Source organism: Rhodanobacter sp. Root561, from assembly GCF_001427365.1.
In the GTDB taxonomy this organism is placed as follows: Bacteria; Pseudomonadota; Gammaproteobacteria; order Xanthomonadales; family Rhodanobacteraceae; genus Rhodanobacter.
The window spans coordinates 337,046-358,501 of sequence record NZ_LMGH01000011.1; the positions used below are offsets into that span (position 1 = coordinate 337,046).

Genomic DNA, 21,456 nt, shown 5'->3' on the forward strand with positions numbered 1-21,456 from the left:
GCGCCACGCGTGACCTGCCATCGCCGCATCCTGGCCGGCCGGCGCGACCTGCTCGCGCCGGCCGCTTCATTTCCCGCGCGCTATCCCTGCCTGCTGGAAAGCGTGGTGCATGGCACCGCGCAGTCGCGCTACGACATCCTGTTCGGATTTCCCGAAGACTCGCTGAGCCTGCACGCGGACGGGAGCCTGCGCGACCACGACGGACGGCAGCGGGAAGGGCGCTTCCTCGACGCGCTGGATGAGGACTGGCGCGCCGCCCGCCTGCCGCCCGCGGACGACGACCTGCCGTTCCATGGCGGCTGGGTGCTGCTGCTGGCCTATGAACTGGCCGGCGAAATCGAGCCGGGCCTGCGCCTGCGCCCGCCCGCCGAGCTGCCCCTGGCGCTGGCGCTGCGCTGCCCGGCGGCGGTGATCGTCGACCATGCACGTGACTGCACGATCCTGGTCGCCGAGGCGTGGCGGGAGGATCTTCTCGACCGGCTCGAAGCGGATCTTTGCGCGGAATCCTCGATCCCGCCGCTGGCCGGACCGTGCGGTTGGGACGAGGACGCGCCGGAACATTTCCTCGAAGGCGTGGCGCGCATCCACGAGCATCTCCATGCCGGCGACATCTTCCAGGTGAACCTGTCGCGCGCCTGGCGCGCCCGTTATGCGCAGCCGCCCACCGCGGCCTCGCTCTACGCGGTATTGCGCCGTGCCAACCCGGCGCCGTTTGCGGGCCTGCTGCAGCAGCCGGGCTGGGCGGTGGTGAGCTCGTCGCCGGAACGGCTGGTCGAAGTGCGCGGCGGCGTGGCGCAGACCCGGCCGATCGCCGGCACCCGTCCACGCGTGCCCGGTGACGACGATGCGGCGCGCATCCGCGAGCTCAGCGCGCATCCGAAGGAGCGCGCCGAGCACGTGATGCTGATCGACCTGGAGCGCAACGACCTGGGTCGGGTCTGCGTGCCGGGCACGGTCGCGGTCGACGAGCTGATGGTGGTGGAGAGTTACGCCCACGTTCACCACATCGTCTCCAATGTACGCGGGCGACTGCGCAGCGAGGTGACGCCCGGCGAGGTGATTGCCGCGACCTTCCCGGGCGGCACCATCACCGGTTGTCCCAAGGTGCGCTGCATGGAAATCATCGCGGCGCTGGAAGACGCGCCACGCGGCGCCTATACCGGCGCGCTGGGTTATCTCGATCGCAACGGTGAGCTCGACTTGAACATCCTGATCCGCACGCTGACCCTGCTGGGCAACGAAGTGAGCCTGCGCGCCGGCGCCGGCATCGTGGCCGATTCGGTGGCAGCCAGCGAGCTGGCGGAAACCCGTGCCAAGGCGCGCGGGCTGCTGCGCGCGCTGGGAGTGCCGGACTGATGCCTGCGCGCATCCTGGTCGACGGCGCAGCGGCGCAGCAGGTTTCGGTGCTGGATCGTGGCCTGGCCTACGGTGACGGCCTGTTCGAAAGCATTCGCCTGGTCGGCGGCGTCGCGCCCCTGTGGTCGCGTCACATGCAACGACTGGCCGATGGCTGCGCGCGCCTGCGGATTCCCGCGGCTGACCCGCAGCAACTTTGGCGCGAGGCGTTGCAGGTCAGCGCCGGCATGCCGCAGTCGGTGGTCCGCATCACGCTCAGCCGCGGCCAGGGTGAGCGCGGCTACGCGCTGCCGGTCCACGCGCAACCCACCCGCGTGGTGGCTGCATTCGCACCACCGCAAGTGGACCGGGACGTGTATGCGCAAGGCGTGCGCATGCGCGTCTGCGCCATCCGCCTGGCGGAACAGCCCCTGCTGGCCGGCATCAAGCATCTGAACCGGCTGGAGCAGGTCATGGCGCGGGCCGAGTGGGATGATCCGGCGATCGCCGAAGGCGTCCTGCTGGATAGCCACGAGCGGGTGATTTCGGCGACCATGGCCAATCTGTTTGCGGTGATCGATGGTCAGTTGCTGACGCCATCGCTGGACCGTTGCGGCGTGGCCGGGGTGGCGCGAGCCGAGGTGCTGGCGTGCTGTCCCGCGGCGCGAGTGGGTGACATGACGCTGGCGATGCTGCATGCGGCGGACGAGTTGTTCCTCAGTTCGAGTGTGCGCGGCATCGTGCCGGTGCGTTCGCTCGATGGGCGCGACCATCGGCCCGGTGCACTCACGCGCCGGTTGCAGCAGCATTGGCAGGATCTGGGTTTCACGATGGAGCAGGCTGGATGAGTGACAAACGGGTGCGCGGCCGCGCATGGCTCAAGCTGCTGGTGCTCCTGTTGCTGGCGGCGGCCGGCGCCGTGTTCTATCTCGGCAACGCCTATACGCGGTTCAATTCGACGCCGCTGAACGTGGCGGCCGGCGGTGGCAGCATCGAGGTGGCCCGGGGCAGCAGCTTCAGGGACATCGTCGCCGACCTGCGCCGGCAGGGCCTGAGCACGGCCAACCCGCTGTACTGGCGGGCGCTGGCGGCGCAGATGCGAGTGGCCGGCAAGCTGCATGCCGGCGAGTACGCGCTCGAGCCGGGCATCACGCCGCGCCAGCTGCTGGCCAACATGGCGGCAGGCAGGGTGCTGCAGCGCAATTTCACCATCGTCGACGGCTGGACCTTCGCCGAGCTGCGCCAGGCGCTGGCCAGGGCGGAGAAGCTGCAGCACGACAGCGCCAACCTGGATGACGCTGCCCTGATGCAGAAGATCGGTGCGGGCGGCGAGGCGCCGGAAGGGCGTTTCCTGCCCGAGACCTATGCCTATGTGAAGGGCGACAGCGATCTGGACATCCTGCGCCGTGCGCACGCCGCGATGGTGAAGACGCTGGATGAATTGTGGCCGGGCCGCGCGCCGGACCTGCCGCTGGCCACGCCGTACGAGGCGCTGATCCTGGCCTCGATCGTGGAAAAGGAAACCGGCCTTCCCGTCGAGCGGGCGCAGATCGCCGGGGTGTTCGTGCGGCGGCTGCAGAACCACATGCTGCTGCAGACCGACCCCAGCGTGATCTACGGCATGGGTGCGAACTACGCCGGCAATATCCGCAAGAGCGACCTGACCACCGACACGCCGTTCAACACCTATACCCGGGCCGGCCTGCCGCCGACGCCGATCGCCTTGCCCGGCAGGCCCGCGCTGGTCGCGGCCCTGCATCCGGCCGCCGGCGACGCGCTGTATTTCGTGGCGCGTGGCGATGGCGGCCATGTGTTTGCGCGCTCGCTGGAAGAACACAATCGCAATGTCGACTGCTACCAGCGGAAGCGTTGCCGATGATCGCGCGAGGGAAGTTCATCAGCCTCGAAGGCGGCGAGGGCGCGGGCAAGAGCACCTTGCTGGCCGGCCTGCGCGAACACATCGAACGAAACGGCGTGTCGCTGGTGCAGACGCGCGAACCCGGCGGAACCACCGTGGGCGAGGCCGTGCGTGCCATCGTGCTCGATCCGGCCCAGCGCGGCATGGCCGCGGAAACCGAACTGCTGCTGATGTTCGCCGCGCGTGCGCAACTGGTGCGCGAGGTGATCGAGCCGGCCCTGGCGGCGGGGCGCTGGGTACTGTGTGACCGCTACGCCGATGCCAGCCATGCCTACCAGGGTGGCGGTCGCGGCCAGCCGACCGAACGCATCGCGGAGCTGGAACGCTGGGCCTGCATGGGCGTGCAGCCGGACCTGACCCTGCTGCTCGACTTGCCGGTAGCCACCGGGCGGGCGCGCGCCGCCGGACGCGGCGACGCCGACCGCATCGAAGTCGAGGCGGATGCCTTCTTCGAACGCGTGCGTGCCCGTTATCGCGAGCGTGCCGCGGCCGAACCCGAACGTTTCCGGACGCTCGACGCCGGCCAGTCGCCGGCCCAGGTGCTGGCTGCCGCCACGATGGCAGTGGAAGACCTGCTGGCCGGGGCGCGGGCATGAGCGTGTTGCCCTGGCAGGTTCCGCACTGGGCGCGGCTGCAGGCGAGTCGCCAGCGCGGGGCACTGGCGCACGCCCTGCTGGTCTGCGGCGCCGCCGGCCTGGGCAAGCGCGCGTTCGTCCAGCATTTCATGCAGGGCCTGCTGTGCAGTGAGCCGGTGGACGGCGAGCCCTGCGGCCATTGCCGCAGCTGCCTGCTGATCGCCGCCGGTTCCCATCCGGACCTGGTCACCTTGAGTTTCGGGCTGCGCAAGGACGGCGTGCAGCGCAGCGAGATCGTGGTCGACCAGATCCGCGAACTGTCCGCGCGGCTGGCGATGAACAGCCAGTTTGGCGGCTGGCAGGTGGCGGTCATCGACCCTGCCGACGCGATGAACGCGGCTGCCGCCAATGCGCTGCTGAAGACGCTGGAGGAGCCGGCCGCGCAGACCATGCTGATCCTGCTGGCCGATGCGCCCTGGCGCCTGCCGCAGACGATTCGCAGTCGCTGCCAGCGGGTCGAGTTCCAGCTTCCGGCCGAAGCCGATGCGCTGGCCTGGCTGCAGGACGAAGGCGTGCGCCACCCCGCGGAGGCGCTGGCGGCGGCTGCCGGCAATCCCGGCCTGGCCCGGGCCTGGGCCGGCGAGGGCGCGCTGGAGCGCCGGCAGGAAGTACGCAAGGACCTGGCTGCGCTGGCGGCCGGCCGCGGCCAGCCGACCGAAGTGGTCAAGCGCTGGCTGGACAACGAGCCGGCGCAGCGGCTGTGGTTCGCCGCCCAGGCCACCGCGGACGAGATCCGTGCGCGTTCATCAGCCAGCGCCGCGCCGTTGGCCAGCGCCATGGACGTCGAGGCGCTGGCGCACTGGTATGACGCGGTCAATCGTACCCGCGAGGCCTTGCGCGGGCCGCTGCGTGGCGACCTGTTGCTGCTCGAACTGCTCGCGCAGTGGCGATGACCCCGGCTGGCGGCATCTCGCTGACGTCGGCGGCGATGGATGGCCTGCCGGAGTTTTCCGGGCAGACCCGGTTGCTGGTGGTCGCGCCGCATCCGGATGACGAAACCATCGCCACCGGCCTGCTGATCCAGCGGGTGCGTGCGGCGGGCGGCGAGGTGCGCATCCTGCTGCTCACGGCCGGCGACAACAATCCCTGGCCGCAGCGCTGGCTGGAGCGGCGCATCCGCATCGGCGCCGACGATCGCAGGCGCTGGGGCCAGCGCCGTCGTGGCGAAATGTTGCAGGCGCTGCAGCAGCTTGGCCTGGCTGATTCGAGCCTGCAGTCGCTGGGCTGGCCGGACATGGGACTGACCGAGCTGCTGTTGCAGTCGCCCGAGGCCTCCGTGGCGACGCTGGCGGCGGCCATCGATGCGTTTCGCCCCAGCCTGGTGCTGGCGCCGGCGCTGTCCGACCATCATCCGGATCATGGCTCGGCGCATGTGCTGGTGCGCCTGGCCCTGGCCGGGCAGGCCGACCCGCCGCCCCTGCTGGGCTACCTGGTGCACGGGGAGCGTGGCGACGAGTCCTTCGAAGTGGCCGGCAGCACCTTGCAGCTCGCCCGCAAGCTCGCGGCGCTGGAGGCGCATCGCAGCCAGATGGCACTCAGCGGCACGCGCATGCGGCATCTGGCTGGCCGGCCGGAGTGCTGGGCCTGGCCAGCCCCGCCACTGGCGGCCTTGCCCTGGCGGCCGCCAGCCTGGTTGAACCCGTGGCTGCGGCTCAGCGTGGTCAGTGCAGCGGGGGTGGAACGCTGGCGCTGGGCACAGGCCCCGCTGCAACGCGACGATACCGGAAGCTGGCGCCTGCTGCCCTCCGCCGTGGCACGGCCGGCGCCGGTCTTCGCGCGCCTGACCCTGGCCTTGCCCACGCCGTGGATTTTCGACCACTGGGGCTGGTGCGAACTTTCCTGATCGGCTGCCCGTACAGGACGGCTCTTGCGCGCCCCGGTTGACCGGGCTAGCTTGAGGCAGGGGGAAGATGACGGTGGCCTGGTCCGTCATCACGTCCGGTCACGCAATCCGGTGACGGCAATTCCAGTGGTTCCAGCAGCTGCCTGGAAGGGCAGACGTCATCGCAGCCGGCCCATCCGGCGGACATCCGAATGCACATATCGGAGCAGGACTCGACGCAGGTGGCAGCCGATGCCGCGTCAGGCGAGAGTTTCCATGCCGCGTTGTCCGAGATCGGGCAGCTGCTGGTGCGTGCGCTGGAGCCGGCAGTCCTGTACGAGGCGGTGATCGAGGTCCTGCAGCGCCGGATCGGCGCGCGGCTGGTGATGGTGGGCGAACTGGACCACCGCAGCGGCTGGCTGCAGCGCATCGCGCCCGCCGACGTGGCTGCCGGGATGGCCGACATCTACCCCGAACGCATCCCGTTTTCGGCGGCGCAGCCCGCGTTCTGGCGCGGCGAGCCGCAACTCGAAGCCGACATCCGCCACAGCGAGGCCCTGCAGATGTTCCGGCCCGCCTACGCAAGGCACGAGGTAGGTGCCGCGCTGGCCGTGCCGGTGCTGAAGTTTGGCGAAGTCTGCGCGGCGCTGATGATACGGGCCGCGCACGCCGACTATTTCTCGCCGCGGATGATCGAGCTGCTGCAGCAGGCGGCGATCAGCATCGGGTTCGGTCTCGAAGCGCACGAGCAACGCACGCGGCTGCTGCTTTCGGTGCAGGACGAGGCGCGGCAGCGGCGTGCGCTGCGCCTGCTCAGTGAGATGATCAAGCTGGTCACCCACAGCGAAAGCGAACCGTCGCTGTTGTCCGGCGCCTGTCGCGTGCTGCGTGCCACCGGTGGTTACAGCGCTGCCTGGATCGGCCTGCTCGAAGCCGGTGATCCAGGTCGCCTGCTGCAGCAGGCGCACGAAGGGCTGGACGCCGGCTTGCTGCAGGACCTCCAGTCGAGCCCGCTCGATCGCACGCCTGCGGGCGTCATGGTGGCCAGGGCGCTTGCACTGGGTCAGCCTCAGTCGAGCCATCGAGGCGCGGCGCAGTCCAGGTGTGCAGACGTGCAGTCGCTGCTGGCCTTGCCGCTGCGTGTGGCCGGGGCGATCGCCGGTTGCCTGGTCGTCGGCGCGGCCACTGCGGATGCCTTCGGCGACATCGAGATCCAGGCCTTCGCCGAGATGGCGGTGGAGCTGGGGCTGGGTATCCAGGTGCAGCGCGCCCAAACGGCCAGGCTGGCGGCGGAACAGGAACTGCGCTTCAACCTGCAGTATTTCCGCACGGTGCTGTCCACCCAGCATGCCGGCATCCTGGTGGTGTCCGAGGACGATCGCGTGGGGTTTGCCAACGAGGCCTTCTGCACCCTGTTCGGCCTGCCCGAATCGCCCGCCGAGCTGGAGGGCAGGGCGGCGGACTGGCTCTACGCACGACTGCTTTCAACTTATGCCGATCCGGCATCCGCCGAGCGGCGAATCGGCCAGATCCTGCAGCAGGACCTGCCCGTCAAGGGCGATGAAGTGACCATGGGCGACGGGCGCATCTTCCTGCGCGACTTCACCCCGGTGCGGGTCGGCGAGGTTGCCAGTGGACGCCTCTGGCATCACCGCGACATCACCCGGCAGAAGATGCACGAGGCACGTGTCGAGCGGCTGGCCTTCTATGACGTGGTGACCGGATTGCCGAACCGCCGCCTACTGTTCGAGCTACTGGAACAGGCTCGTACCCGCGCCGGCACGCAAGGCAGCCTGCTGGCCGTGGGCGTGCTGGACCTGGATCGCTTCAAGAGCGTCAACGACACGATCGGCCATGGTGGCGGCGACCATGTGCTGGCGGAGGCCTCGGCGCGGGTCGTGGGCATGTTGCGCGAGGCGGACGTGCTGGCCCGCTTCGGCGGCGACGAGTTCGCCCTGGTCATCCCGGGGCTGGACAGCCGCGAGCAGCTCGACGTGATCAGCCGCTGCATCCTCCAGGTCCTGCGCGCGCCATTCAACCTGATGGGCGAGCAACTGTACCTGTCGGCCAGCATCGGCTGGACCCTGTTTCCGCTGGACGAATCGGATGCGGAGGGCCTGGTACGTCATGCCGACCTGGCGATGTATCAGGCCAAGGACGAGGGCAAGGATCGCGGCATGTTGTACGAGCCGGCGATGGAGCTCGAGCAGGTCCGCCTGCAGGCGATGCGCGAGCGGATCGCGCAGGCCCTGCAGCAGGATCAGCTGCTGCTGCTGTTCCAGCCGATCGTCTATATCGACGGCCTGCCGGGCCTGCACGGCGTGGCCGGCATGGAAGCCCTGCTGCGACTGAGCGACAGCGATCCGCTGGTCGAGCCGGGCAATTTCATGCACGTGCTGGACGACCCGCAACTGGCTCGCCCGATCGGCCGCTACGTGCTGGAAGAGGCGCTGCGCTGCTGCCAGTCGTGGATCCGCGCGGGCGTTTCGATCCCGGTGTCGGTCAACATCAGCACCCGCCACCTGCTGCATCCGGCCTTCTTCACCGACATCGACGCCGTGCTGGAGAATTATCCCGACGTGATGGACGTGGGCTTCGGCATCGAGGTGACCGAGACCGGGCCGAGCATGGACCACGCCCGCGCCAAGGAGGTGATCGAGGAATGCCGCCGCCGCGGCATCCGCGTGGGCCTGGACGACTTCGGCACCGGCAGCGCCTCGCTGAGCCACATCCAGAAGCTCGACATCGAACACATCAAGCTGGACCAGAGCTTCGTGCGCGACATCATCAGCAACGACCGGAACATGGCGATCGCCGCGGGGGTGATCACCACGGCGCGCATGCTGGCCAAGGCGGTGATCGCCGAGGGCGTGGAAACCTCCGATCAGGGCGACCTGCTGGCCTCGCTCGGCTGCCATCAGTTGCAGGGCTTCTGGATATCCCGGCCCATGCCGGCCGCGCAGGTGCCGGGCTGGGTTGCCGGCTGGGTTCCGCCGGGGTCCTGGGGCAGCCTGGTGAACGAGCGCCAGTCGCTGCTGGCGAGCCAGCAGGGCATTGCGTGACGACGCCCGGTGGTATGCGCCGCTGACAGCCTCTAAGATCCGTCCCATCGACCGGAGGTGTCACACGTCCGGCAGGAGCCAAGCATGAAACCCATGGGCGCCCGGCAGGGCATCATCTCGCTGAAAATCAAGGATGCGGCGTCGCTGTACAACGCGTACATGCCGTTCCTCAAGCACGGCGGCCTGTTTGCCGCCACCGCGCAGTCCTATTCGCTGGGCGACGAGGTGGTCCTGCTGGTGACCCTGGCGGAGGAAACCGAGCGCATCTCGGTGGTCGGCAAGGTGGTCTGGGTCAGCCCGGTCGGTGCCCAGGGCAATCGCACTGCCGGCATCGGCATCCACTTCAACGAGTCGGGCGATGCGGAAGCCGCCCGCAGCCGGATCGAGAACATCCTGGCCGGCACCCTCAACTCCGAGCGCCCCACGCATACGATGTGATGCGTGGGCGTCGCCGCGTCCGTACTTTGTGACGGGCATGTGTGGTGCGGTTAGTCGGCACGCAATCAGCCGTCAAGGCTTGTTGTACCCCTTCGCACTGATACAATGGCGGGATTCGCGAAATCTTTTCGCGAGACGTCGGACGTCCATGGCAGCAACGCCTGCGGACGGGGCTGGAAAGCCCAGGGTCCCAGCGGCCTGCCGAATCGAAATCGCCGGACCGTGAGTTGCCCGATCACACCCACGGTCACTGATGCGCCCAACGGCGCGGAGGTAAGTTGCATCGTGCTTGCCGAATACTGGCCTGTCCTGTTGTTCATCGGCGTCGCTGCCGGCCTTGGCGTGGTGCTGCTGGCCATTGGCCTGCTGGCAGGCCCGCGTCGTCCCGAGGCGGAGAAGCTGGCGCCGTACGAGTGCGGCTTCGAGGCGTTCGAGGACGCCCGCATGCGCTTCGACGTGCGCTACTACCTGCTTGCCATCTTGTTCATCATCTTCGATCTGGAAATCGCCTTCCTGTTTCCGTGGGCGGTGGTCTTCCAGCAGCTCGGCGTGATCGCGCTGATCGAGATGGGCCTGTTCCTGCTGTTGCTGGTCATCGGTTTCGCCTACGTGTGGAAGAAGGGAGCACTCGAATGGGAGTGATGGATTCCGTCAGCCGGGTGATGCACAACCCGGAGCCGTTGAACCTGGTCGACGACATCCTGCTGCCCGCCGGCGACAATCCGGTGGTGCAGCGTGGCTTCGCCACCACCAGCATCGACGCGCTGATGAACTGGGCGCGCACCGGCTCGATGTGGCCGATGACGTTCGGCCTGGCCTGCTGCGCGGTGGAGATGATGCATGCCGGCATGTCGCGACTGGACCTGGACCGCTACGGCGTGATCTTCCGTCCCAGCCCGCGCCAGTCCGACGTGATGATCGTGGCCGGCACCCTGGTCAACAAGATGGCCCCGGCGCTGCGCAAGGTCTACGACCAGATGCCCGAGCCGAAGTGGGTGATCTCGATGGGCAGCTGCGCCAACGGCGGCGGCTATTACCACTACTCCTATTCCGTGGTGCGTGGTTGCGACCGCATCGTGCCGGTGGACATCTACGTGCCAGGCTGCCCGCCCACGGCCGAAGCGCTGATCCACGGCATCCTGCAGTTGCAGAAGAAGATCCGCCGCACCAGCACCATCGCGCGCTCTTGAGCGGCACATCCGAAGGCGCAGCCATGACCGATACCCCCAAGACCTCGCTGGCCACCCAGCTGATCGCGCGATTCGGCGACACGCTGAGCATCAGCACGGTTCGCAATGAAACCGTCGCCGAACTCGCAGCGGCCGACCTGATCGCCGTGGCCACCGCGCTGCGCGACGAGCCGGCGTTCCGCTTCAGCGAACTGATCGACCTGTGCGGCATCGACTATCTCGGCTACGGCCAGACCGAGTGGGATACTGATACCGTCTCCGGCACCGGCTTTTCCCGCGGTGTGGAAGGCGAAGCCCAGGGTCGCTTCGACTGGGCCGGACGTCCCCGCGGCGGAAGCCAGCCGCGCCGGTTCGCCGCGGTGATCCAGTTGCTCTCGCTCGAACACAACCGGCGCCTGCGACTGCGCGTGTTCTGCGCGGACGACAGCCTGCCGGTGGTGCCTTCGCTGACCCTGGTGTGGCCGGGCGTGAACTGGTTCGAGCGCGAGGCGTTCGACCTGTACGGCATCATCTTCGATGGCCATCCCGACCTGCGCCGCATCCTCACCGACTATGGCTTCGTCGGCCATCCGTTCCGCAAGGACTTCCCGCTGATCGGCAACGTCGAAGTGCGCTACGACCCGCTGCAGAAGCGGGTGATCTACGAGCCGGTGTCGATCGAACCGCGCGTGCTGGTTCCACGCACCATTCGCGACGATGCCGACCTGATGCAGGCCAAGGCCGAAGCCGCCGATCACTGGCGGGAGAATTGAGCATGCAAGAGATCCGCAACTACACGATGAATTTCGGCCCGCAGCATCCGGCCGCCCATGGCGTGCTGCGCCTGATCATGGAGATGGACGGCGAGACCATCGTCCGCGCCGATCCCCACGTGGGCCTGCTGCATCGCGGTACCGAAAAGCTCGCCGAGTCCAAGCCTTTCAACCAGTCGATCGGCTACATGGACCGGCTCGACTACGTGTCGATGATGTGCAACGAGCACGCCTACGTGCGCTCGATCGAGACCCTGCTGGGGATCGCGGCGCCGGAGCGTGCGCAGTACATCCGCACCATGTTCGACGAGATCACCCGCATCCTGAACCACCTGATGTGGATCGGCTCGAACGCGCTCGACCTGGGCGCGATGGCGGTGATCCTGTACGCGTTCCGCGAACGCGAGGAACTGATGGACGTCTACGAGGCGGTGTCGGGCGCGCGCATGCACGCCACGTACTATCGCCCCGGCGGCGTCTACCGCGACCTGCCCGAACAGATGTCGAAGTACCGCGAGTCGCCGTGGCACAAGGGTGCCGACCTGAAGCGCATCAACAGCTGGCGCGAAGGGTCGATGCTCGACTACCTCGAGGCGTTCACTGCCGACTTCCCGTCCAAGGTGGACGAGTACGAGGAACTGCTCACCACCAACCGCATCTGGAAACAGCGCACCGTCGGCATCGGCGTGATCAGCCCGGAACTGGCCCAGCAATGGGGCATGACCGGCGCGATGCTGCGCGGCTCGGGCGTCGAGTGGGACCTGCGCAAGAAGCAGCCGTACGCGAAGTACGCCGAGATGGACTTCGACATCCCGGTCGGCGTCAACGGCGACTGCTACGACCGTTACCTGGTGCGCGTGGAAGAGATGCGCCAGTCGAACCGGATCATCCGGCAGTGCGTGCAGTGGCTGAAGGCCAACCCCGGCCCGGTGATGGTGAAGAACTTCAAGGTCGCCCCGCCGTCGCGGGTCGAGATGAAGGAGGACATGGAAGCCATGATCCATCACTTCAAGCTGTTCACCGAAGGCTATTGCGTGCCGGCCGGCGAGACCTATTGCGCGGTCGAGGCGCCCAAGGGCGAGTTCGGCTGCTACCTGGTTTCCGACGGCGCCAACAAGCCGTTCCGCGTGCACCTGCGCGCACCGGGCTTCGCCCACCTGTCATCCATGGACACCATCGTGCGCGGCCACATGCTCGCCGACGTGGTGGCCATGATCGGTACCTATGACCTCGTGTTCGGCGAAGTGGATCGCTGAGCCGGCACGACGGAGAAACCCATGAAAGCCACCGGACATTTCGAGCAGGTCAGGAACGTCGACCCGTTCGCCGTACTCACCGAACACACCCGCCGGCACATCGATGCCTGGGCGGCCAAGTTCCCGCCGGACCGCAAGCGCTCGGCGCTGATCCAGGCGCTGTTTGGCGCGCAGGAGCAGAACCATGGCTACCTCACCGACGAGCTGATCACCGCGGTGGCCAAGTATCTCGAGCTGCCGGCGATCTGGGCGTACGAGGTGGCCAGCTTCTACTCGATGCTGGAAACCAGGCCGGTCGGCCGCAACAACGTGGCGATCTGCACCAACATCTCGTGCTGGCTCAACGGCGCGGAAGACCTGCTGCGCCACTGCGAGACCAAACTCGGCATCAAGGCGGGCGAAAGCACGCCCGATGGCCGGATCTATCTGAAACTGGAAGAAGAATGCATCGCGGCGTGCGTCTACGCACCGGCGATGACGGTGAACGGTCATTACCATGAGCGCCTGACCGTCGAGAAGATCGACGCGATCCTCGATGGCCTGAGCATGGATGGCCCTGCGCACGGCCACGACGCCGAGGGGAACCACTGATGGCTGTCGGACCCGCACCCCAGGACCACCAGGTCGTCTACACCACGCTGCATTTCAACAAGCCGTGGTCGATGGAAAGCTACGAGAAGGTCGATGGCTACAAGGCGTGGAAGAAGATCCTCGCCGAAAAGCCCGATCCGGCCTCGCTGATCGACGAGATCAAGAAGAGCAGCCTGCGCGGCCGTGGCGGCGCGGGCTTCCCGACCGGCCTGAAGTGGTCCTTCATGCCCAAGGGCGACATGCAGAAGTACATCCTGTGCAACTCGGACGAGTCCGAGCCGGGCACGGCGAAGGACCGCGACATCCTGCGTTACAACCCGCATGGGGTGATCGAGGGCCTGGCCATCGCCTGCTATTGCACCGGTTCCACCGTGGCCTACAACTACCTGCGCGGCGAATTCCATCACGAGCCCTACGAGCACATCGAGGAGGCGCTGAAGGAAGCCTACGCCGCCGGCCTGCTCGGCAAGAACGTGCAGGGCAGTGGCATCGACGTGGACATCTACAACGCGCTCGGCGCGGGCGCCTATATCTGCGGCGAAGAAACCGCGCTGATGGAGTCGCTGGAAGGCAAGAAGGGCCAGCCGCGCTTCAAGCCGCCGTTCCCGGCCGGTTTCGGCCTGTATGGCAAGCCGACCACGATCAACAACACCGAGACCTATGCCTCGGTGCCGGCGATCCTGCGCAACGGCGCCGACTGGTTCCTCAATATCGGCAAGCCGAACAACGGCGGCCCGAAGATCTTTTCCGTCTCCGGCCACGTCAACAACCCCGGCAATTTCGAGATCCGCCTGGGCACGCCGTTCTCCGAGCTGCTGGCGATGGCCGGCGGCGTGCGCAACGGCCACAAGCTCAAGGCGGTGATCCCCGGCGGCTCGTCGATGAAGGTGCTGCCGGCCGACGTCATGCTCGACAGCACGATGGACTACGACTGCCTGCAGAAGGCCGGTTCGGGCCTGGGTTCCGGCGCGGTGATCGTGATGGACGAGACCACCTGCATGGTCAGGGTCTGCCACCGCATCTCGCGCTTCTACAAGGCCGAGTCGTGTGGCCAGTGCACGCCGTGCCGCGAGGGCACCGGCTGGATGCACCGTGTGCTGACCCGCATCGTCGAGGGCAGGGGCACCGAGGAAGACCTGCATCGGCTGAAGGCGATCGCCGGCCAGATCGAGGGCCACACCATCTGCGCCTTCGGCGAAGCCGCCGCGTGGCCGGTGCAGGGCTTCCTGGCCCGCTTCTGGAATGAATTCGAATACTTCGTGCAGCACGGTCGCTCGATGGTCGAGGACAAGCTTGCACAAGCCAACTCTGGAGTTGCTGCATGAGTGCGCAGCCGAGGAGCCAGAATTCATACGCCGAGCACCTCGCGTTGCGCCTGAGCGGTCGTCAGGTGGTAGCGCGTGGCGCAGTGCCAGACTGGGTGTCTGGCCAAGCCGCGGGCTGCCGCATGGCGGCCGCTCAGGCGCAACCCTCCGGGCCGGGTCTGTTTGCCCGCAATCCTGCGTCATTGCTCAGTCATGTATCGACATACAATCCTTCGCGCTTCCTTGTCTTGCGCGCAAACAGCTCCCGGCGCGAGGTGCTCGGCGTATGAATTCTGGCTCTAACACCGCGCCGGACCTGATCAACATCGAGGTCGACGGCAAGCCGACGCAGATCCGCAAGGGCGCGATGATCATCGAGGCGGCCGACGCGATCGGCGTATCGATCCCGCGTTTCTGCTATCACCGCAAGCTGCCGATCGCCGCCAACTGCCGCATGTGCCTGGTCGACGTGGAGATGGGCGGCAAGCTGATGCCCAAGCCGCAGCCGGCGTGCGCCACTCCGGTGGCCGAAGGCATGAAGGTGATGACGCGCTCGGACAAGGCGCTGAAATTCCAGAAAGACGTGATGGAATTCCTGCTGATCAACCATCCGCTGGACTGCCCGGTCTGCGACCAGGGCGGCGAGTGCGAATTGCAGGACGTGGCGCTGGGTTATGGCCGCAGTGTGTCGCGCTACACCGAGCGCAAGCGCGCCGTGGCCGACGAGAACATCGGGCCGCTGGTCGCCACCGAGATGACCCGCTGCATTCACTGCACCCGCTGCGTGCGTTTCACCAGCGAGATCGCCGGCAGCTATGAGCTCGGCGGCATGGGGCGTACCGAAGACCTGCAGATCGGCACCTATATCGGCAAGACGATCGAGACCGAGCTGTCCGGCAACATCATCGATGTCTGCCCGGTCGGCGCGCTGACCAACAAGCCGTTCCAGTTCAAGGCACGTGCCTGGGAGCTGGTCGCCAAGCCGTCCGTCGGCTACCACGATGCACTGGGTTCCAACCTGTGGCTGCACGTGCGCCGTGGCGAGGTGCTGCGCACCGTGCCTCGCGACAACGAGGCGGTCAACGAGTGCTGGCTGTCCGATCGCGACCGCTACAGCCACCAGGGCATGTATGCCGACGACCGCATCGGCAAGCCGGAGATCAAGCGCAACGGCCAGTGGCAGGTGGTTGGCTGGGAAGAGGCGCTGGAATTTGCCGGCGAGGCACTGAAGAAGGCGCCGGGCAGCGAGCTGGGCATGCTGGTTCATCCGGCCAGCTCGAACGAGGAAGGCGATCTGCTGATGCGGCTGGCCCGCGGCCTGGGCAGCGCCCACGTCGATCATCGCCTGCGCCAGCTCGATTTCGCCGACAACGCCGTGGCGCGCCCGTTCGGCTTGCCGGTGGCGGAAGTCGGCCAGGTCCGCGCAGCGCTGCTGGTCGGTTCGGACCTGCGCCACGAGATGCCGCTGCTCAACCACCGCATCCACCAGGCGACCAAGAAGGGCGCCAGGATCTACGCGATCAATCCGGCGCGTTTCGATTTCAATTACAAGCTGGCCGGTGAGGCGATCGTTGCCCCGTCGGCCATGGTCGACGCCCTGATGACGCTGGCCAGGGCGGCAGTCGCCGCGGGCGCTTCGGCGCCGGCGGCGCTGGCCGACGCCATTGCTGCGGTAGCGGGCGACGACGCCGGCAACGACACGATCGCGGCGCTGAAGTCGGGCCCGGCGGTGGTGATCCTGGGCGAGGCGGCGGTAACCCATCCGCAGGCGTCCTGGTTGCGTGCCATCGCCCGTTTCATTGCCGACGCCACGGGCGCCGGCTACGACGAGTTGCCGGTGGGCGCCAATGCGGTGGGCCTGGCCCAGCTCGGCGTGGTGCCGGGCAATGGCGGGCTGGACGCGCAGGCGATGCTGGCGCAGCCGCGCAAGAGCTATGTGTTGTACGGTGTCGAGCCGCCGCACGATTTCGCCGATGGCGCAGCGGCCCTGAACGCCTTGCGCGCGGCCGAGCAGGTGGTGGCGTTCAGCGCCTACGCCAGCCCGGCGCTGCGCGAGGTAGCCGACGTGATCCTGCCGATCGCCTTGCTGCCGGAAAGCGAGGCCACCCTGGTCAACGTCGACGGCCTGGCCCAGGGCGTGGCTGCCGGCGCGAAGGCGCCGGGAGAGGCCCGGCCGGGCTGGAAGGTGCTGCGTGCGCTGGGCGGCGCGCTGCAACTGGCCGGTTTCGAATTCGACGATCTTGCCGGTCTGCGCGAAGGTATCGCCGGGCGGGCGGTTTCCGGACGCCAGGGTCTGGCGGCGCGCGCCACGACGGGCGGCCTGAGCCGTCTGGCGACCTGGCCGATCTATCGCATGGATGCCGTGCTGCGTCGTGCCACGGCGCTGAATGCGCATCCGCTCAATCGTGCCCCGGCGGCGCGGATGAATGCCGCCGAGGCGACCCGCCAGGGCCTTGCCGCTGGCGACACCGTACGTGTGGCCGAGGCCTCGTTGCCGCTGGTGATCGATGCGGCCGTGCCTGATGGCGCGGTCTGGATCGAGGCTGCGCATGACCTCACCGCCACGCTGCCGCCGTACGGCGCGTCCATCACCCTGAGCAAGGCTTAAGCAGATGCTTGATCAACTCATCCATCAGCTCGTCGTGCCGGTCCTGTACATCCTGGCGATCGTGTTGCCGCTGGTGCTGGCGGTGGCGATGTTCGTCTACTGGGAGCGCAAGGTTCTCGGCTGGATGCACGTGCGCATGGGACCGAACAAGATCGGCCCGTTCGGCGTGCTGCAGGCCTTCGCCGACGTGGTGAAGCTGCTGATCAAGGAAGTGATCCTGCCGACCAAGGCGAATCGCTTCCTCTACTACATGGCGCCGATGATCGCCCTGGTGCCCGCGCTGGCGGTGTGGGCGGTGGTGCCGTTCAGCAGCTCGATGGTGCTGTCCAACGCGAACGCCGGCGTGCTGTACCTGCTGGCGATGACCTCGATGGGCGTGTACGGCATCATCATCGCCGGCTGGGCGTCCAACTCGCGCTATGCGTTGCTCGGCGCGATGCGTTCGGCCGCGCAGGTGATCTCCTATGAGCTGGCGATGGGCCTGTGCCTGGTCTGCGTGCTGGTATTGGCCGGTTCGCTGAACCTCACCGAGATCGTCAACGCGCAGGCTGGCAGCAAGGGCATCCTCGACTGGTTCTGGCTGCCTCTGCTGCCGGTGTTCGTGATCTATTTCATCTCCGGCGTGGCCGAGACCAACCGCGCCCCGTTCGACGTGGCCGAAGGCGAGTCGGAGATCGTGGCCGGCTTCCACGTGGAGTACTCCGGCTCGGCGTTCGCGCTGTTCTTCCTGGCCGAATACGCCAGCATGATCCTGGTCAGCTTCCTGGCCGCGATCCTGTTCATGGGCGGCTGGCTGTCGCCGTTCCCGGCCTCGTGGGGCTTCATCGGACACGGCGGTTTTCCGTGGCTGCTGCTCAAGGCCTTCCTGTTCTCCTTCATGTTCCTGTGGTTCCGCGCCACCTTCCCGCGCTATCGCTATGACCAGATCATGCGGCTGGGCTGGAAGGTGTTCATTCCCATCGCCATCGCGTGGGTTTTCGTGGCGGGCCTGATGAAGTACTACGGCCTGGTCAGCATCGGCACGGGGGCCTGAGGATCCAATGAATCGCATTTCCGCCTATTTCAAGAGCCTGCTGCTGATCGAGCTGCTGCAGGGCATGGCGCTGACCATGCGCTACATGTTCAAGCCCAAGTACACGATGCGCTACCCGATGGAGCACATCCCCAAGTCGAACCGCTTCCGCGGCCTGCACGCGCTGCGCCGCTACGCGAACGGCGAGGAACGCTGCATTGCCTGCAAGTTGTGCGAGGCGGTGTGCCCGGCGCTGGCGATCACGATCGACTCGGCGCCCCGCGAGAGCGACGGCCAGCGTCGCACCACGCGCTACGAGATCGACCTGTTCAAGTGCATCTTCTGCGGCTTCTGCGAAGAAAGCTGCCCGGTGGACTCGATCGTCGAGACCTCGATCCACGAGTACCACTTCGAGAACCGCGGCGAGAACGTGGTGGACAAGCAGAAGCTGCTTGCCATCGGCGACCGCTTCGAACAGCAGATCGCCGCCGACCGCGCACAAGACGCGGCGTACCGCTGAGGCCCACGATGAATCCCCAACTGCTTCAACTCATCTGCTTCTACGCCTTCGGCTTCGTCACCGTGGCCGCCGCGCTGTCGGTGATCACGCTGAAGAATTCGGTGCACGCGGTGCTGGCGCTGGTGCTGACCTTCTTCAGCGCCGCCTGCCTGTGGCTGCTGCTGGAGGCCGAGTTCCTCGCCCTGGCGCTGATCGTGGTCTACGTCGGCGCCGTGATGGTGCTGTTCCTGTTCGTGGTGATGATGCTCGACATCGACCAGGAGAAAATGCGCGAGGGCTTCGTGAAGTTCCTGCCGATCGGCCTGTTCGTGGCCGCGATCATGCTGGCGGAAATGCTGGGCCTGATCGGCGTGCGCGCGATGCAGGCGCACGTGATGGGCGCCGATCCGGCGGTGGCCGCCGGTGTGTCCAACACCGCCTGGCTGGGCCGCGCGCTGTACACGAGCTTCCTGCTGCCGTTCGAGATTGCGGCGCTGATCCTCACCGTGGGTATCGTGGCCGCCGTGGCGCTGACCCTGCGCGAGCGTCGCGACGCCCGCTACGAGTCGGCCAGCCAGCAGGTCAGGGCGGACCCGAACCGTCGCGTGCGCATCGTGAAGATGGCCGCTGTCCGTCCCGACGAATCGACCGAATCACAGGAGCCGCAGCCATGATCACGCTTGCGCACTACATCGTGCTGGGCGCGGTGCTGTTCTGCATCGCCGTCGCCGGCCTGTTCATCAACCGCAAGAACGTGATCGTGCTGCTGATGTCGATCGAGTTGATGCTGCTTGCCGTGAACATGAACTTCGTGGCGTTCTCGCGCTTCCTCGGCGACGTGTCGGGGCAGGTGTTCGTGTTCTTCATCCTCACCGTGGCCGCGGCAGAAGCTGCCATCGGCCTGGCGATCCTGGTGCTGCTGTTCCGTACGCGCAGCACGATCAATATCGCCGACATCGACAGCATGAAGGGTTGATCCGATGCAGCTTTCAACATCCATCCTGCTGACGATTGCGCTGGCGCCACTGGTCGGCTGCCTGCTGGCCGGCTTCTTCGCCCGCTTCATCGGCCGTGCCGGTTCGCACAGCGTGACCATCCTGGGTCTGCTGGTGTCCTGCGCGCTGTCGTTCTACGTCCTGTACCAGCTCACCCTGGGCGGCGCGGCCGAGTACAACCAGAACCTCTACACCTGGTTCCAGATCGGTCCGTTCAATGCCAGCGTCGGCTTCATGGTCGACCGCCTGACCGCGATGATGCTGGTGGTGGTGAGCTTCGTGTCGCTGCTGGTGCATGTCTACACCATCGGCTACATGCGCGACGATCCGGGCTATACCCGCTTCTTCAGCTACATCTCGCTGTTCACCTTCTCGATGTTCATGCTGGTCATGAGCAACAACTTCATGCAGCTGTTCTTCGGCTGGGAAGCGGTGGGCCTGGTGTCGTACCTGCTGATCGGCTTCTGGTACAAGCGGCCGACCGCGATCTTCGCCAACCTCAAGGCGTTCCTGGTCAACCGCGTGGGCGATTTCGGCTTCCTGCTCGGCATCGCCGCGGTGCTGTATTTCCTGGGCACGCTTGATTACGCCACCGCGTTCAACGCGGCGCCGGGGCTGGTCGGCAAGACCCTGCAGATCACCGCGCACACGCAGTGGGATGCGGCCACGGTGATCTGCATCTGCCTGTTCGTCGGCGCGATGGGCAAGTCGGCCCAGGTGCCGCTGCACGTGTGGCTGCCCGACTCGATGGAAGGCCCGACCCCGATCTCCGCGCTGATCCATGCGGCGACCATGGTCACCGCCGGCATCTTCATGGTGGCGCGCATGTCGCCGCTGTTCGAGCTGTCGTCGACGGCGCTGAGCTTCGTGCTGGTGATGGGCGCGACCACGGCGCTGTTCACTGGCTTGATCGGCATCGTGCAGAACGACATCAAGCGGGTGATCGCGTACTCCACGCTGTCGCAGCTGGGCTACATGACGGTGGCGCTGGGCGTGTCGATGTATTCGGGCGCGGTGTTCCACCTGATGACCCACGCGTTCTTCAAGGCGCTGCTGTTCCTCGGCGCCGGCTCGGTGATCATCGCGATGCACCACGAGCAGGACATGCGCTACATGGGCGGCCTGCGCAAGTACATGCCGATCACCTGGATCACCATGTGGATCGGTTCGCTGGCGCTGGTGGCGATTCCGTTCACCTCGGGCTTCTACTCCAAGGACGCGATCATCGAGGCGGTCGGCGAGTCGCATCGCTGGGGCGCGCATTACGCCTACTTCTGCGTGATGGCCGGCGCACTGGTGACGGGGCTGTACACGTTCCGCCAGATGTACCTGACCTTCCACGGCAAGGAGCGCTTCACCGTGGCCGACCATCACGGTCATGGCCACGACGGGCATGACGATCATGGCCATCACGAGCCGGGCGTGCTGGCGCATGCGCCGCACGAGTCTCCGTGGGTGGTGACCCTGCCGTTGGTGCTGCTGGCGATTCCGTCGCTGCTGGTGGGCTTCTTCACGGTCGGCCCGATGCTGTTCGGCAACTGGTTCGGCAACGCGATCCACGTGGAAGAGGCCAACAACGTGCTGGCCGAACTCGGTCACGAGTTCCACGGTGCGGCGGCGATGGCCCTGCATGGCTTCACCCAGCTGCCGTTCCTGCTGGTGGTGATCGCGTTCGTGACCTGCACGTACATCTACCTGTTCAATCCCGCGCTGGCCGGCCGGATCAAGTCCGCGCTGAAGCCGCTGTGGACGGTGCTCGATCGCAAGTACTGGGTCGACAACGTGTACTTCGCGCTGTTCGCCCGCGGTGGCGTGATGCTGGGCCGGGTGTTCTGGAAGGCCGGCGAGACGGCGGTGATCGATGGCGCGATGGTCAATGGCTCGGTGGGCCTGGTGCACCGTATCGCTGCCACGACGCGCCGGCTGCAGTCGGGTTACCTCTATCACTACGCGTTCGCGATGATTCTCGGCCTGATCCTGCTGCTTGGCGGGTACTGGTTCATCGGCTCCGTGCCGGTCGGGCAATAAGGGAAACAGAT

Annotated in this window: 20 protein-coding genes; all 20 read left to right on the forward strand. The window is 66.9% G+C overall.

The window, feature by feature from the left end:
• Positions 1–9 precede the first annotated feature (9 nt).
• The 20 genes from ASD55_RS10405 (at position 10) to nuoL (ending at position 21,445) form a co-directional block, all read left to right on the forward strand.
• Complete coding sequence (locus ASD55_RS10405; RefSeq protein WP_056765915.1) at positions 10–1,356, forward strand: aminodeoxychorismate synthase component I; 1,347 nt, start codon at positions 10–12, stop codon at positions 1,354–1,356.
• Positions 1,356–2,183, forward strand: a complete 828-nt coding sequence (gene pabC, locus ASD55_RS10410; RefSeq protein ID WP_056765916.1) for an aminodeoxychorismate lyase — start codon at positions 1,356–1,358, stop codon at positions 2,181–2,183. The genes ASD55_RS10405 and pabC overlap by 1 nt, the downstream gene beginning before the upstream one ends.
• Positions 2,180–3,214, forward strand: a complete 1,035-nt coding sequence (mltG, locus tag ASD55_RS10415) for an endolytic transglycosylase MltG (protein WP_056718833.1) — start codon at positions 2,180–2,182, stop codon at positions 3,212–3,214. Before pabC ends, mltG begins: the two co-directional genes overlap by 4 nt.
• A complete protein-coding gene (tmk, locus tag ASD55_RS10420; protein ID WP_056765918.1) occupies positions 3,211–3,849 on the forward strand; it encodes a dTMP kinase in 639 nt (212 codons plus the stop codon). The genes mltG and tmk overlap by 4 nt, the downstream gene beginning before the upstream one ends.
• Complete coding sequence (holB, locus tag ASD55_RS10425; protein WP_056765920.1) at positions 3,846–4,781, forward strand: DNA polymerase III subunit delta'; 936 nt, start codon at positions 3,846–3,848, stop codon at positions 4,779–4,781. The genes tmk and holB overlap by 4 nt, the downstream gene beginning before the upstream one ends.
• A complete protein-coding gene (locus ASD55_RS10430) occupies positions 4,778–5,731 on the forward strand; it encodes a PIG-L family deacetylase (RefSeq protein ID WP_056765922.1) in 954 nt (317 codons plus the stop codon). The genes holB and ASD55_RS10430 overlap by 4 nt, the downstream gene beginning before the upstream one ends.
• Before the next feature lie 191 nt (positions 5,732–5,922).
• Complete coding sequence (locus ASD55_RS10435) at positions 5,923–8,772, forward strand: EAL domain-containing protein (RefSeq protein ID WP_056765924.1); 2,850 nt, start codon at positions 5,923–5,925, stop codon at positions 8,770–8,772.
• 84 nt (positions 8,773–8,856) lie between these two features.
• Positions 8,857–9,210 (forward strand): PilZ domain-containing protein, encoded by a 354-nt coding sequence (locus ASD55_RS10440; RefSeq protein ID WP_007805201.1) that lies wholly within the window; start codon positions 8,857–8,859, stop codon positions 9,208–9,210.
• A gap of 285 nt (positions 9,211–9,495) precedes the next feature.
• On the forward strand, positions 9,496–9,852 hold the full coding sequence (locus tag ASD55_RS10445) for an NADH-quinone oxidoreductase subunit A (RefSeq protein WP_007805203.1): 357 nt from the start codon (positions 9,496–9,498) through the stop codon (positions 9,850–9,852).
• Positions 9,843–10,400: an NADH-quinone oxidoreductase subunit B gene (locus ASD55_RS10450; protein WP_007805204.1), complete on the forward strand. Its 558-nt coding sequence runs from the start codon at positions 9,843–9,845 to the stop codon at positions 10,398–10,400. The genes ASD55_RS10445 and ASD55_RS10450 overlap by 10 nt, the downstream gene beginning before the upstream one ends.
• Before the next feature lie 23 nt (positions 10,401–10,423).
• Entirely contained in the window at positions 10,424–11,152 is a 729-nt protein-coding gene (locus ASD55_RS10455; protein ID WP_056718838.1) for an NADH-quinone oxidoreductase subunit C, read from the forward strand.
• Positions 11,153–11,154: 2 nt separating this feature from the next.
• Positions 11,155–12,408 carry an NADH-quinone oxidoreductase subunit D gene (locus ASD55_RS10460; protein WP_056718839.1) on the forward strand — a complete coding sequence of 418 codons (1,254 nt, stop codon included), beginning with the start codon at positions 11,155–11,157 and terminating at the stop codon, positions 12,406–12,408.
• A gap of 21 nt (positions 12,409–12,429) precedes the next feature.
• Complete coding sequence (gene nuoE / locus ASD55_RS10465) at positions 12,430–12,999, forward strand: NADH-quinone oxidoreductase subunit NuoE (RefSeq protein ID WP_007805207.1); 570 nt, start codon at positions 12,430–12,432, stop codon at positions 12,997–12,999.
• On the forward strand, positions 12,999–14,324 hold the full coding sequence (gene nuoF / locus ASD55_RS10470; protein ID WP_056765926.1) for an NADH-quinone oxidoreductase subunit NuoF: 1,326 nt from the start codon (positions 12,999–13,001) through the stop codon (positions 14,322–14,324). The genes nuoE and nuoF overlap by 1 nt, the downstream gene beginning before the upstream one ends.
• Before the next feature lie 265 nt (positions 14,325–14,589).
• Positions 14,590–16,911 (forward strand): NADH-quinone oxidoreductase subunit NuoG, encoded by a 2,322-nt coding sequence (gene nuoG, locus ASD55_RS10475; RefSeq protein WP_056765929.1) that lies wholly within the window; start codon positions 14,590–14,592, stop codon positions 16,909–16,911.
• A 4-nt stretch (positions 16,912–16,915) separates the two neighbouring features.
• Positions 16,916–17,944 (forward strand): NADH-quinone oxidoreductase subunit NuoH, encoded by a 1,029-nt coding sequence (nuoH, locus tag ASD55_RS10480; protein WP_056765931.1) that lies wholly within the window; start codon positions 16,916–16,918, stop codon positions 17,942–17,944.
• Between the two features lie 7 nt (positions 17,945–17,951).
• Entirely contained in the window at positions 17,952–18,443 is a 492-nt protein-coding gene (gene nuoI / locus ASD55_RS10485) for an NADH-quinone oxidoreductase subunit NuoI (protein ID WP_007805211.1), read from the forward strand.
• Between the two features lie 8 nt (positions 18,444–18,451).
• Complete coding sequence (locus tag ASD55_RS10490) at positions 18,452–19,096, forward strand: NADH-quinone oxidoreductase subunit J (protein WP_056765933.1); 645 nt, start codon at positions 18,452–18,454, stop codon at positions 19,094–19,096.
• Positions 19,093–19,398: an NADH-quinone oxidoreductase subunit NuoK gene (nuoK, locus tag ASD55_RS10495; RefSeq protein WP_007805214.1), complete on the forward strand. Its 306-nt coding sequence runs from the start codon at positions 19,093–19,095 to the stop codon at positions 19,396–19,398. The genes ASD55_RS10490 and nuoK overlap by 4 nt, the downstream gene beginning before the upstream one ends.
• A gap of 4 nt (positions 19,399–19,402) precedes the next feature.
• Positions 19,403–21,445, forward strand: coding sequence for an NADH-quinone oxidoreductase subunit L (nuoL, locus tag ASD55_RS10500; protein WP_056765935.1), 2,043 nt, complete (start codon positions 19,403–19,405; stop codon positions 21,443–21,445).
• Positions 21,446–21,456: the final 11 nt, after the last annotated feature.